This window comes from Streptomyces sp. NPDC051555, from assembly GCF_044454405.1.
Taxonomy (GTDB): Bacteria; Actinomycetota; Actinomycetes; order Streptomycetales; family Streptomycetaceae; genus Streptomyces.
In genome coordinates this window covers 263,813-278,624 of record NZ_JBITDP010000010.1, presented here as the reverse complement: position 1 = coordinate 278,624, position 14,812 = coordinate 263,813, and the positions used below count along the sequence as shown (strand labels likewise).

At 72.2% G+C, this 14,812-nt stretch carries 1 protein-coding gene; it reads right to left on the bottom strand.

The window, feature by feature from the left end; all coding sequences use genetic code 11:
• Position 1: 1 nt before the first annotated feature.
• Positions 2 to 14,806, bottom strand: a complete 14,805-nt coding sequence (locus ACIBEA_RS22080) for an amino acid adenylation domain-containing protein (protein ID WP_399263387.1) — start codon at positions 14,804 to 14,806, stop codon at positions 2 to 4.
• Positions 14,807 to 14,812 lie beyond the last annotated feature (6 nt).

Genomic DNA, 14,812 nt, shown 5'->3' with positions numbered 1-14,812 from the left:
GTCAGCCCTCCAGTTCGCGCAGCTTCTCGCGCAGGATCCGGGCGACGTCCGCCACGTGGCCCGCGCTGAACAGCTGCCGGTGCTCGCAGTCGACCTCCCGGGTCTCCAGCGTGCCCGCGACGTACGGGAGGAGCTTGGCGACGGTCCGCGCGACCTTGTCCTCGTCGTCGGGGTCCTGGGCGGCGGCGATCAGCAGGAGATCGCCGTCGTAGACCTGGGGTACGTGCTCGGTGATGACGCGCCAGTTGTTGTTCGTGACCGCGCCGATCCGCAGGATCACCTCTTCGTCGAAGGTGGCGAGGGAGCTTCCCGCCTCCTTGAGGACCGCCATGACCGCGTCGTGGTCCAGCGGGCCGTCACCGAACATGCCGGGGTCGCGCCCGACGAAGTCCAGCAGCACCATGAGGGTCTGCTCGCGACTGGTGCCCGTGAAGTCGGCGCTGATCATGTCGCTGGTCATCGGCGGCTGGTCGAGGTTGGCCAGCAGCCCGACCTCCTCGCCCTGTTGCTGGAGCAGCGCGGCGATCTCGTGCGCGAGGAGCGCGCCCATCGACCAACCCACCAGGTGGTAGGGGCCCTCGGGCTGGACCGTGCGGATCTGCTCCAGGTAGTCCTGGGCCATCTCCGCCACGGAGGAGGGCAGTTCCTCCTCGCCCGCGAGACCGCGGGCCTGGACGGCGTAGAGCGGGTAGTCGCGGTGGATGTGGCGCATCAGACCGGAGTACATCCAGCCGACGCCGCCCACCGGGTGCAGGAAGAACAGCGGGTGCTTGTCGCCGCCGGTCCGCAGCGGCAGGATCACCTCGAAGCCGCTGCCGGGCTCCGCCTCCCCGGCGCCGACGAGCTCGGCCATTTCTGCCACCGTGGGTGCCTGGAAGGTGGCCTGGTTGGACAGTTCGACCCCGAAGATCGCCTGGATCCGGCTCACCAGCTGGATGGAGACGATGCTGTCGCCACCCAGCTCGAAGAAGTTGTCGTCGATCCCGACCTGCGCGACCTTGAGGATCTCGGCGAAGACCTGGCACAGCACCTCCTCCCTCGGGTTGCGCGGTCCGCGGCCGTCCGCCTTCCCGCCGAACTCCGGCGCCGGCAGCTGCTTGCGGTCGACCTTCCCGTTGGGGGTCAGCGGAAGGGCGTCGAGGGTGACGAAGGCCGCGGGCACCATGTACTCGGGGAGGGTGAGCCCGACCGTCTTCTTCAGCGCCGCCGGGTCGAGCGGCCCCGAGCCGGCCGTCGCCACGGTGTACGCCACCAGCTGCCGGCTGCCCGGCTGGTCCTCGCGGACGACGACCACGACCTGGGCGATGTCGGGGTGCGCGTGGAGGGCGGCCTCGATCTCGCCGAGCTCGATCCGCAGGCCGCGGATCTTGACCTGGTTGTCGGCCCTGCCCACGAACTCGATCTGCCCGTCGACGTTCCAGCGGACCAGGTCGCCGGTCCGGTACATCCTGCCGCCGGCCGGATCGAAGGGGTCCGCGACGAAGCGCTCCGACGTCAGTGCGGGCCGGCCCACGTAGCCCCGGGCCACGCCGGTGCCGGCGAGGTAGAGCTCACCGGGGACTCCGGGCAGCACGGGACGCAACCACTCGTCGAGCACGTGCGAGCGCATGTTGTCCACCGGCCTGCCGATCGGCACGGCCTGGCCGACCCGGTGCGGCGAGCGCATGCTGTACCGCGTGGCGTAGACCGTGGCTTCGGTGGGCCCGTACAGGTGCACCACCTCGGTTTCCGGGCAGGCGTCCAGGACCCGCTGGATCGCGGTCGGGGACGCCTGCTCGCCACCGCTGAGGACCATGCGCAGACCGCCCAGGGCCTCCGGCCCCTCCTCGGCCACGAGGTTGAAGAGGGCCGTGGTCAGCAGGGCCGCCGTCACCTCGTGCTCGTCCAGCACCTTGCGCAGCACGTGGTGGTCGAGCTGTCCGGGGGGCGCGACCACCAGTTGGTGTCCGCCCAGCAGGCCCGACCACACCTCGTACGTGAGGGCGTCGAACGCCTGCGGCGAGTGCACCAGGACCCGCTCGTGGCCGGTGAGCCAGTGCCGGTCGGCCGCCATGCTCACGACGTCCTGATGGGTGATCCCGATGCCCTTCGGCTGCCCGGTGGAGCCGGAGGTGTAGATGATCATCGCCAGTTCCCGCGCGTACCGCGGTACGGCGGGCGCCGTGCCGGGGGCCCGCCCGACGGCGGGCTCCTCGTCCACCACGACGACGAGCGCGTCGTGCCGGAAGTCGGTCCCCGCCGATGCCCGGTCGGTGAGGAGCGCGTGGCACTTCGTCTCCGACAGGATCAGTTCCAGACGGGGCGCCGGGTAGCGGGAGTCCAGCGGCACGTACGCGGCGCCCGCCTTCGCCACGGCGAGGAGGGAGACCACGAAGTCGACCGACCGCTGCTGGAGGACGGCCACCCGGGCTCCGGGGCGCACGCCGCACCCGATCAGGTGGTGGGCGAGGCGGTTGACCCGCACGTCCAGCTCCGCGTAGGTGAGCCGGACGCCGTCGCCGACGACCGCCGGAGCGTGCGGGGTCCGGGCCACCCAGCCCTCGAAGCGGTCCGCGAGGGTGCCCTCGGGCACCGCGTGGAGCGTGTCGTTCGCGTCCTCCAGCAGGAGCCGGCGCTCCTGGGCCGCCAGCAGGTCCAGGCTGCCGACCGGGGCGTCGGGGGCGCGGACGGCCGCTTCGAGCAGGCGCACCAGTCGGGCGGCGATCGTCCGTGCCGTCGCGGGATCGAAGAGTGCGGTGTTGTACTCGACCACGCCGCCGAGGTCGCTCAGCGCGCCGTCGGCCCCGCGGGCCTCCTCGAAGTTGAAGGAGAGGTCGAACTTGGCGACGTCCGAGCGGAGCGGCTGCGGCGCCAGGGTCAGGCGCGGCAGCTCCAACGAGGCCTCTTCGTTGTTCTGGAAGCTGATCGCCACCTGGAACAGCGGGTTGCGGTGGAGCGCCCGGACCGGGTTGAGCTCCTCGACGACCCGCTCGAACGGCACGTCCTGGTGGGCGTACGCGGCCAGGTCGGTGGCGCGCACCCGGCGCACCAGCTCGGCGAAGCCCGGATCGCCCGAGACGTCGGTCCGCAGCACCAGCGTGTTGACGAAGAAGCCGACCAGCTCGTCGAGCGCTTCGTCGTTGCGACCGGCCATGACGGCGCCGAGCGCGATGTCCGTGCCGCCGCCGAGCCGGGACAGCAGGGCGGCCACGGCCGCCTGCACCACCATGAAGATGCTGGAGTCGTTCGCACGGGCGAGTGCGGCGAGCTCCCGGGTCAGGTCCGCGGGGATGCGGACGGGTACCTGGGCGCCCTTGCTGCCGGCCTCGGCCGAGCGCTGCCGGTCCAGGGGCAGTTCCAGTTCCTCCGGCAGCCCGGCGAGGGCCGTCCGCCAGTACTGCAGCTGCTGGGCGATGGCGCTCTGCGGGTCCTCCTCGTCGCCGAGCGCCTCGCGCTGCCAGAGCGTGTAGTCGGCGTACTGCACCGGCAGCGGGGTGAACCGCGGTGCCCGGCCCTCCAGCCGCGCGGCGTAGGCGGCGCCCAGGTCGCGGGCGAGCGGCGCCATGGAGGAACCGTCGCCCGCGATGTGGTGCAGGACCAGCAGCAGTACGTGCTCGCGCGGCCCGAGCTCCCACACGTGCACCCGCAGCGGAAGCTCGGCCGCCAGGTCGAAGTCGCGGGCGGCGGCAGCGGCCAGGGCCGCGTCGAGCTCGTCCGCGGCGATCGTGACGGCCGTCACCGGGACCTCGGCCTCCTCGGGGGTGCGGACGTGCTGGCGGGGCACCCCGCCCGTGACGGGGAAGACGGTGCGCAGGCTCTCGTGCCGTGCCACCACGTCCGACACGGCGGCGCCCAGGGCGGCCGTGTCCAGCTCGCCCAGCAGCCGGGCGGCCAGCGCGATGTTGTAGCGGCCGCTGCTGTCCCCGACGGACTGGATGAACCACAGCCGCCGCTGCGCGTACGACAGCGGGATCTGCTCCGGTCGCTCGACGGGCCCCAGGGGCGTGCGGGCGTCGTCCGCGTCCGCGAGCCGTTCGGCGAGGGCGGCGACGGTCGGCGCTTCGAAGACCGCCCGCACGGGGAGCTCCACCGCGAAGGCGGTGCGGATGCGGTTGACGAGCCGGGTGGCGAGCAGCGAGTGGCCGCCCAGGTCGAAGAAGCTGTGGTCGATGCCGACCTCGGGCAGGCCCAACACCTCGCCGAAGAGCGCGCTGAGCTGCTGCTCCCGCTCGTCGCGCGGCGCGCGACCCTCGCCCGCGTCGGCGAACTCGGGCTCGGGCAGCGCCCGGTGGTCGACCTTGCCGGGGCCGGTCAGCGGGATCTGCGCCAGCTCCACGACCGCCGCGGGGACCATGTACTCGGGGAGCACCGCGGCCACGTGCTGCCGCACGGCGCGCACGTCCACGCCGGCGTCGGACGCCGGCACGACGTAGGCCACCAGACGCCGGCCGCCGGGACCGCCGTCGCGCGCCTGGACCACGACGCGGTCGACGTCGGGGCGGCGGGCGATGACCGCTTCGATCTCGGCGGGCTCCACGCGGTAGCCGCGGATCTTCACCTGTCCGTCGGCGCGGCCGATGAACTCCAGCTCGCCCGCCGCGGTCCAGCGCACCACGTCGCCGGTGCGATAGAAACGCTCTCCCGGCGCGCCGTGCGGGTTGGCCACGAACCGCTCGGCGGTCAGTGCCGGCCGGTTCAGGTAGCCGCGGGCCAGACCGGCTCCCGCGATGAACAGCTCGCCCGGCACGCCGGCCGGTACGGGCTGCAGGTTCCGGTCGAGCACGTACACCCGCCGGTTCCACAGCGGACCACCGATCGGCGGGCGCACCGCCCCCGCCAGCGGGCGGCTCATGGTGGCGCACACCATCGTCTCGGTCGGGCCGTAGGCGTTGATCATGCGCCGGCCGGAGGACCACTGCGCTATCTGGTCCGGCGGGCAGGGTTCGCCGCCGGTCACCAGCGTGCGCAGGCTGGGCAGTTCGTCGGCCGGGAGCGTGGCCAGCGCACCTGCCGCGAGCTGCACGTGCGTGACCGCGTTCCGCTGGATCAGGTGGGTCAGCTCATCGCCGACGGGCTGCTCGTTGCCCTCGGGCAGGACCAGCGCGGCGCCGCTGAGCAGGGTCATCGAGAAGTCCGCGACCGACACGTCGAAGCTGGGCGAGATCACCTGGAGCACCCGGCTGTCGGTCTCGATCGCCAGGTTCTGCGCGTGGGCGCCCGCCAGGCTGGCGAAGCCCTCGTGGGTGACCAGTACGCCCTTGGGGCGGCCGGTGGTGCCCGAGGTGTAGATCGCGTAGGCGGGGTGGGCCGGTACCAGGGGCCGCACCCGGTCCTCGTCGACCGGGTCGCCGGCCGCGGCGGCCGCCCACTCCTCCCGGACGTCCGGTGCGTCGATCAGCAGGAGTGGCGCCGTACCGGCCGCGGCGAGCGGGCCGGCGGCCGCGCTGGTGGTGAGGACCTGGACGGGGCGCGCGTCCTGCGTGACGAAGGCGATGCGCTCGGCCGGGTGGCCCGGGTCCACGGGTACGTAGACCGCGCCCGCCTTCAGGACGCCGAGGGTGACCGCGAGCCACTCCGGGGACCGGGGCACCGCCACGGCCACGGTGTCCTCGGGCCCGACGCCCCGTGCGATGAGCAGGTGCGCCCAGCGGTTGGCCCGCTCGTTGAGCTCCGCGTAGGAGAGGGTGTGCTCCCCCGCCACCACGGCGGTCCCCCGCGGCGTTGCCGCCACCCGGGTCTCGAACAGCTCCGGGAAGGTACGGGGAGGCGCCTCGCGGCCGGTGTCGTTCCACTCCTCCAGGACCTGGTGGCGCTCCGCGTCGGACAGGGTCCGCAGGGCGTCGAGCCGCTGCCCCGGATCGCTGCCGAAGGCTTCGAGTATCCGCACCAGCCGGTCGCCGAAGCCGCGGACGGCCGCCTCCTCGAAGAGGTCGGGCCGGTAGGTCACCTTCAGGCCCATGGTGCGGGGACCGTCCGAGGTGGACAGGCCCAACGCGTAGTGGGTGCCCTCCTGGAGTGCGACGTCGACGACGCCGAGTCCTTCGGCGGACTCCTCCAGGCCGTCGGCGTCGACCGGGAAGTTCTCGAACACCGTCGCGGTGTCGAAGAGTTCTCCCAGCCCGACCCGGCTCTGGATCTCGGCCAGCCCCACGTACTTGTGCGCCAGCAGGTCGAGCTGGGAGCCCTGGAGGCGGCCCAGCAGGTCCAGCAGGGTGTCGCCGCGCTGGGCGCGGACGCGCACGGGCAGGGTGTTGATGAACAGGCCGACCATGGATTCCACGCCCGGCAGTTCCGCGGGACGCCCGTTCACCGTCTCGCCGAAGAGCACGTCGTCGCGTCCGGTCAGCCCGCCCAGGAGGAGGCCCCAGGCGCCCTGGACGACGGTGTTCCGCGTCAGTCCGTGGCGGCGGGCCTGCGCGGCGAGCGCCGCGGTGGCCTCCTCGGACAGCTTCACCTCGACCGTCGCGGGCCGCACCACGGCGCCGCTCGCCTCGGCCGGGGTCAGCAGGGTCGGCTCGTCCACACCCGCCAGTGCCTCGTCCCAGGCGGCCTCGGACGCGGTGCGGTCCTGGCCGGCCAGCCAGCCGAGGTAGTCCCGGTACGGGACGGGCGCGGGCAGCGCGCGGGTGTCGCCGGCGCGTCCGTACAGCTCGAAGAGCTCGCCCATCACCAGGGGGACCGACCAGCCGTCGAGCAGGATGTGGTGGTTGGTGAAGACCAGGCGGTGCGCGTCCGGGCCCAGCCGGACCAGGGTGAAGCGGAGCAGCGGGGGGCGGCGCAGATCGAAGCGCCGGGCGAGGTCGTCGGCCAGCAGGCGGGTCAGGGCCGCTTCCTGCTCGGCCCCGCCGAGATCGCTCAGGTCGACCTCTTCCCAGGGGAGTTCCACCTCACGGGCGATGACCTGGAGCGACTGGCCGGAGCTGCCCGGCAGGAAGCCCGCACGCAGATTGTCGTGCCGGCGGAGCACCGCACGGACCGAGTCCTTCAGCGTGTCGGCGTCCAGGTCGCCCCGGAGGTCGAGGGCCATCTGCACGTTGTAGACGTCGGCGACCCGGTCGTCGTACCGGGCGTGGAAGAGCAGGCCCTCCTGGAGCGGCGAGAGGGGCAGGACGTCCACGAGGTCGGGCTGCGCCGCCTCCAGGTCCTCGATCTCGGCCTGGGTGATCTGTACGAGGGACAGGTCGGACGGGCTCAGGCCGCCGCCCGCCGCGCCGTCGACGTGGGCGACCATGGCCTCCAGCGCCGTGAACCACCCTCGGGCCAGTCGCAGCATCTCCTCGTCGGAGAACAGCTCCTCGGGCCAGGTCAGCGAGACGGCCAACCGGAGGCCGTCGGAGTGGGTCACCGCCCGGGCGTTGACGTCCAGCGCGTGCGGCAGCGCGAGCCCTGCCTCGGGCACGGCCGCCATGTCGTGGCGGAACACGGGCGCTCCGTCGTCCTGCGCCGAGCCGGCGGAGGTGCTGAGCCGGCCGAGGTAGTTGAAGCCGATCTGCGGCTCGGCGTAGCGGGCCAACGCGCGGGCCGTCTGCGGGTTCAGGTGGCGCAGCATGCCGTAGCCGATGCCCTTGTCGGGAAGGGCGCGCAGCTGCTCCTTGACCGCCTTGAGCGCCGCGCCGATGGCGGCGCCGCCCTTGTGGAGCTCCGCGACGGGAGCCGCACCGGGATCGAGGCGCACCGGGTACTTGCTGGTGAACCAGCCGACCGTACGGGAGAGGTCGACGCCGTCGACCAGTTCCTCGCGGCCGTGTCCCTCCAGGTCCACCAGGACCGCCGAGCCCTCGCCGCGCCCCGAGGTGCGGCGCCAGTCGGCGACGGCGATCGCCAAGGCGGTCAGCAGCACGTCGTTGACGCCCGCGTGGAACGCGGCGGGGACCTTGCCGAGCAGCGGCTGGGTGACGGCCGCGGGCAGGCTCAGGCTGAGGACCGCGGACGTTCCCATCGTGTCCCGTTCCGGGTCGAGCGGGCGCGAGGTCAGCTGCGGGTCCGGGGTGGAGAGGATGTCCCGCCACAGGGGCAGCTCGCGCATCCGCTCGGGATCGCTCGACAGCTCGGTGAGGTGCTGGGACCAGCGGCGGAACGAGGTGCCGACGGGCTCCAGTTCGATCGGATGGCCCGCGAGTACGGCCTCGAAGGCGGATTCCAGGTCCGGTACGAGGATCCGCCAGGACACCCCGTCGACGACCAGGTGGTGGGCGACGATGGCCAGCTGGCCCGGAGCCTCGGGCCCCATGTCGAACCAGACGAAGCGGATCATCTGACCGGCGTCGGGGTCCAGTTGGTCCTGCGCCCGGGCGGTCTCCCGGGCGGCGACCTCGTCCAGCTCGGCGTCGTCGGCGCCGGCCCGCACGAGTGCGGCCAGGTCGACCCGGCGCAGCCGGTCCCCCGCCGCTACCGTGCCCGCGGCGAGCGTCTCCAGCGACCAGCCGATGTCGCCGACCCGGGTCAGGACCATGCGCAGGGCGTCGTGGTGGTCGAGCACGCGCTGCACCACGGCGGTCACGAGGGACTCGTCCAGGCCCGGCGGGGCGGTCATGGCCATCGTCTGGTTGAACCGGTCCATGGAACCGCCGAGTTCACGGAGCCAGTCGATGATCGGCGTCACCAGCACGTCGCCGACGCCGTCCGTCTCGGTCACGGTCGCCGGGGTCAGCGTTGCCTCGGCCGACTCGATAGCTGCCACGAGGGCCTCCACTGTCTTGTGTGTGAATACGTCCCGGGGACTGAAATGCAACCCCGCCTTACGCGCCCGACCCACCAACTGGATCGAAATGATGCTGTCGCCACCCAACTCGAAGAACGACTGATCGAAACCCACCGAATCCAAACCCAGAACCTCCGCGAAAAGACCGGCGAGCACCTCCTCCCGCTCCGAACCCGGACCACGCCCCACACCCACCGAAAACTCCGGAACAGGCAACGCCTTGCGATCCAACTTCCCATTCGCCATCAACGGCAGCCCATCCAGAACCACCACCAACGAAGGCACCATGTAATCCGGCAGAGAACCCGCAACGAACTCACGAACCCCCGCCCCATCCACCGGAACACCACCCACCGGCACCACATACGCGACCAGCCGCTTCACACCCGGCCGCGCCTCATCCACCACCACCACCGCCTGACCCACACCCCCATGGCGCAGCAGAACGCTCTCGATCTCACCCAACTCGATCCGGAAACCCCGAATCTTCACCTGATCATCCACACGCCCCACAAACTCCAACTGCCCATCCACACCCCACCGCACCACATCACCCGTGCGATACATCCGCTCACCCACACCACCGAACGGACACGCCACAAACCGCTCCGACGTCAAACCAGCCCGCCCCAAATACCCCCGCGCCAAACCCACACCCGCCACATACAACTCACCCACCACACCCGGCGGCACCAAACGCAACCCACCATCCAGCACGAACACCCGCGTCCCCACCACCGGCACACCAATCGGCGGCGCACCACCACCCGCCACCAACGGCACACTCATCGACACCGCCACCGTCGACTCCGTCGGCCCATACGCATTCACCATCCGACGCCCCGGAGCCCACCGAGAAACCAACTCCGCCGACGTCGCATCACCACCCACCACCAAGCACTCAAAACCCTCCAACCCCACCGGCGGAACACTCGCCAACGCCGCCGGCGGAATCAACGCATGCGTCACCCCACGACCCGCAATCAACTCCCCCAACGGCTCACCCGCCAACGCCCCCACCTCAGGCACCACCAAAGCAGCACCCGAAGTCAACGCCGTGCACAACTCCAACACCGACGCATCAAAACTCGGCGAAGAAAACTGCAACACCCGACTCGAACCCGACACCGCGAAACGCTCACGAACCGACGACGCAAACGCAGCCAACCCCGCATGCGTCACCACCACACCCTTCGGCACCCCCGTCGAACCCGACGTATAAATCACATACGCCGGAGAAGAAACCGACACCGCACCCGAAACACCACGGACTCCAGCACCGACCTCGGGCAACACCACCTCGTCCAGCACCACCACCGCCACACCGTCAACCCGCGGCACCACACCCGCATAACCAGAAGACGTCACCACAGCCACCGGCCGCGCATCCCCGAACATGAAGGCAATGCGCTCAGCCGGATAATCCGGATCCACCGGCAAATACGCCGCGCCCGCCTTCATCACCGCCAACGAAGCCACCACCGACTCCACCGAACGACCCAGAACCAGCGCCACAACCGACTCCGGCCCCACACCCGAACCCACCAAATACGCGGCCAAACGCTCCACACGAGCATCCAACTCCGCATACGACAACGACTCCCCCACCGACTCCACCGCCACCGCACCCGGAGTCCGCACCACCTGCCCCGCGAACAACTCCGAAAACGTCAACGCCTCCGGAACCACCACCGAACCGGCAACACCACCACCCGACAACCACCCCAACTCCTCACCCGACAACAACCCCACCGAACCAACCGAACCCGACACACCCCCGACCACCGACTCCAACACCCGCACCACACGACCAGCGATCGACTCCACCACCCCACGCCCGAACACATCCGGGCGATAGGACCAGTGGATGCTCATCTCGTCGCCGCGCTGCATCACGATCAGCCCGAGCGGGTAGTGCAGGGAGTCCTCGACGGCCGCGTCCACCACGCCGAGCTCCTGGGCGGAGCTCTCCAGGGCGTCGGCGTCGACGGGGTAGTTCTCGAACACGACGAGCGAGTCGAAGAGCTCGCCCGTGCCGGTGAGGCGCTGCAGGTCGGTCAGGCCCAGGTACTGGTGGTCCAGCAGGGCGGACTGCTGCTCCTGGAGCCGGACCAGCACGTCCAGCAGCGGCTCCGTGTGCGGGGCACGGACCCGCACGGGAAGGGTGTTGATGAACAGGCCGACCATCTTCTCCACACCGGCCAGCTCCGGCGGCCGGCCCGAGACCGTGGCGCCGAAGACGACGTCCTCCCGGCCCGTGAGCGCGCCCAGCACCACTCCCCAGGCGCCCTGGACCAGCGTGTTGACGGTCAGACCGTGCTCGCGGCCGACGGCGACCAGCCCGGAGACCAGCTCCTGGGGCAGGCGCTGGGTCCACCGCTGCGGCGCGGCCGTCGGGCGGTCCGCGCCCGCGGGGGCGAGCAGGGTCGGCTCGTCCACCCCGTCCAGTGCCGTGCGCCAGGCGTCCTCCGAGGCCTGGCGGTCCTGCGCCGCGAGCCAGCCGAGGTAGTCGCGGTACGGGACCACCGCTGGCAGTGCGCCGTCGTCGCCCCGGCTCCCGTACAGCGCGAAGAGCTCCTGGACGAGCAGCGGCATGGACCAGCCGTCCACCGCGACGTGGTGCACGGTCAGGACGAAGCGGTTGCGGTCGGGAGCGAGCCGGATCAGGGTGCAGCGGATCAGGGGGGAGCGCTCCAGGTCGAACCGCTCGGCGCGGTCCTCGGCGAGCAGGCGCGCGACGGCGTCGTCCGCCGCGCGCGGGTCGAGGCCGGTCAGGTCGACCTCGTTCCAGGGGAGTTCGGCCGTGCGCGGCACGACCTGCAGCACCTGGCCCGCATCACCGGTGACGAAGCGGGCACGGAGGTTGTCGTGCCGGCGCAGGAGGGCCTCGGCAGCGGCGCGCAGGCCGGGCCCGTCCACCGTCCCTTCCAGTTCGAGGGCGGACTGGATGGTGTAGACGTCCGCTTCCGCGGCGTCGTAGAGGCCGTGGAAGTGGAGGCCCTGCTGGAGCGGGGAGAGCGGCAGGACGTCCGCGAGCCCGCCGGGTGCGGCCTCCAGCCGGTCGATCTCGCTCTGGGACACCGTGACGAGCGGCAGGTCGGACGGCGTCAGTCCGCCGACGTCCGGAGTGCGGGCGAGAGCGGCGAGGTCGCGCAGCGTCCGGAACCAGCCCTGGGCGATCTCGCCCACCTCGGCGTCCGTCAGCAGCTCTGCCGGCCACGTCCAGGACGCCACCAGACGCTGCCCCTCGGGGTGCGCGACGGCGGCGGCGTCGAGGTCCAGGGTGTGGGCGAGGGGCAGGCCGGCATCGGCGCTGCCGCCGAGGTCGTGCGCCCGCACCGGGTCCGTGTCGGCGGCGGCGGTGGGGGCTGCCGTACCCACGCGACCCAGGTAGTTGAATCCGATCTGCGGCGCCGGGTGGCCCGCGAGCTCGCGGGCCGTCTCCGGGTTGAGGTGGCGCAGCAGGCCGTAGCCGATGCCCTTGTCCGGGATCGCGCGCAGTTGTTCCTTGACCGCTTTCAGCGCCCCGGCGAGGGACGGGGCCCGCGGGTCCAGCGCCACCGGGTAGGCGCTGGTGAACCAACCCACCGTGCGGGACAGGTCGAGGCCGTCGGCGATCTCCTCGCGGCCGTGGCCTTCCAGACCGACCAGGACGGCGCCGTCGTCACCGAGCCCGCGCTCGTGGCGCCAACGGGCGACGGCGAGCGCGAGGGCCGTCAACAGCACGTCCTCCACACCGGCGTTGAACGCCTCCGGCACGGGGCCGAGCAGCGGCTCCGCGACGTCCGCCGGCAACGTCATCGTGAGCCGGCGACCGCTGCCCACCACGTCGCGCGCAGGGTCCACCCTGCGCGGGGCCAGCAACGGATCCGCCGTGCCGGCGACCGTCTTCCACAGCTCCAGCTCGGCGGTGCGGTGCGCCGCGGACGCCTCCGCGGCCAGCAGCCGGGTCCAGCCGCGCAGGGATGTGCCCACCGGTTCCAGCCGTACGGGCCGTCCCTCGCGGACAGCCGTGAAGGCGGCGGCCAGATCCGGCAGCAGGATGCGCCAGGAGACCCCGTCGACCGAGAAGTGATGGGCGACGAGGGCCAGTTCACCGGGTTCTTCGGCTCCCCGGTCGAACCAGACCGCCTCCAGCATCCGACCGGCGGCCGGCTCCAGGCGCAGGACCGCGGCCCGCACCTCCTGCGCCACGTCCGTGTCCCCGTCCGCGCCCGTGACGCGGCGCACGATGTCCTCGGCGCGTACGGCGCCCACCGCGGCGGCCTCCAACGACCACGCGGAATCCGTCCCCTGGTCCAGGCGCAGCCGCAGGGCGTCGTGGCCGTCCAGCACCGCCTGCACGGCGGTCCGTACGCCGGCCTCGTCGAGCCCCGCCGGAACCGGCAGGGTCATCGTCTGGTGGAAGGTCCCGAGAGAGCCGCCCTGGTCGAGCTGTGCGTGCATGGCCGGGGTCAGCGGGAGGATCCCCACGCCGTCGTCCGCCGTCGTACGAGCGGCTCGGGCGCCCGGGTCGAGTGCGGCCAGGCGCGCCGGCGTCCGGTGCGCGAAGATCTCCCGCAGTGTGAGGGTCAGACCGGCCTTCCGCGCGCGGTGGGCCAGTTGGATGGAGCTGATGCTGTCGCCGCCGAGCGCGAAGAAGCTGTCGTGCACGCCGGCCGCGGCGATGCCGAGGACCTCGGCGAACAGCGCGCACAGCGTCTCCTCGCGCTCGTCGCGCGGCGCCCGGGCCGCCTCCCCCGGTCCTTCCGGCTCCGCCGCCCCGTGCGCGTCGGCGGCCGGGACCAGGCGCGCGCGGTCGGCGGCGGAGAACAGCTCGATCGCCCCCACCTCCCGCTCGGGCTCGGAGGCGAAGACCTCCAGGAGGCCCAGGAAGCGGTCGAGGACCTCGCGGGCGGCGGCCGCGGAGAAGAGGTCCTCCCGGTGGTCGAGCCGGACCTCCATCCGGTCGCCGCGGACGGTGCTCTCCAGGTTGAGGGCGTAGTGCGTGGCGTCGCTGGTCGCGGCCGAGACGGCGCCGATGCGCGCCGCGGAGTTCCGTAGCTCGTCCGCGTCGACGGGGAAGTTGGCGAAGATCGTCATGGCGTCGAAGAGCTCGCCGACGCCGGCGGCCCGCTGGATGTCGGCCAGCCCGAGGTGCTTGTACGGGAGCAGCTCGGCCTGCGCGTCCTGCAGCTGGCGGACCTGCTCGCGCAGGGGCAGCGCGCCGTCGATCCGCAGCCGGACCGGGACGGTGTTGATGAACAGGCCGACCATGCTCTCGATGCCGGGCACCTCCGGCGGGCGGCCGGACACGGTTTCGCCGAACACGACGTCGGAGCGGCCGGTCAGGCTGCCCAGGACCAGGCCCCAGGCCGTCTGGACCACGCTGCTCAGCGTGAGACCGAGGGACCGGGCCCGTGCGGCCAGGGCGCCGGCCACCTCGGTCGGCACTTCGTGGAGGAGCTTGCCGGGCAGCGCGGATCCGGGGGCGACGCCGGCCGGGGCGACCCGGGTGGGGCCGCCGATCCCGTCCAGGGCTTGCCGCCAGGCGGCTTCGGCCTCGGCCCCGTCCTGCCGCGCCAGCCAGGAGAGGTAGGTGCTGTAGGGGGTGACCGGCGGCAGCCGGGTCGGGTCGGCGCCGTTGTCGTACAGCGCCATGAGCTCGCCGAGTACGAGCGGCATCGACCAGCCGTCCAGCACGATGTGGTGTGCGGTGACCGCGAAGCGGTACTCCTCGTCGGCCAGGCGGACCAGCGTGAAGCGCAGCGGGGGGACGGCCAGGTCGAACCGGCGCGTGCGGTCCGCGTGCAGCAGCCGGGACAGTTCGGCTTCGCGGTCCGCGTCGGTGGCGGACCCACCGAGGTCCACCTCGGTCCACTCGGGCTCGACGTCGCGCAGGATCACCTGGACCGGCTCGCCGTTCTTGCGGTTGCGGAAGCTGGCCCGCAACGCGTCGTGGCGGCGCATCACGGCCCGTACGGCGCCGAGCAGGGCCCCGGCGTCGACGGCGCTGCGCAGGTCCAGCGTCATCTGGAGCACGTAGACGTCGGTGTCGGCGTCGCCCGCGCCGTAGAGGGCGTGGAAGAGCATGCCCTTCTGCAGCGGAGCCAGCGGCCAGATGTCGACGAATCCCGGCTTTGTCACGTCGCT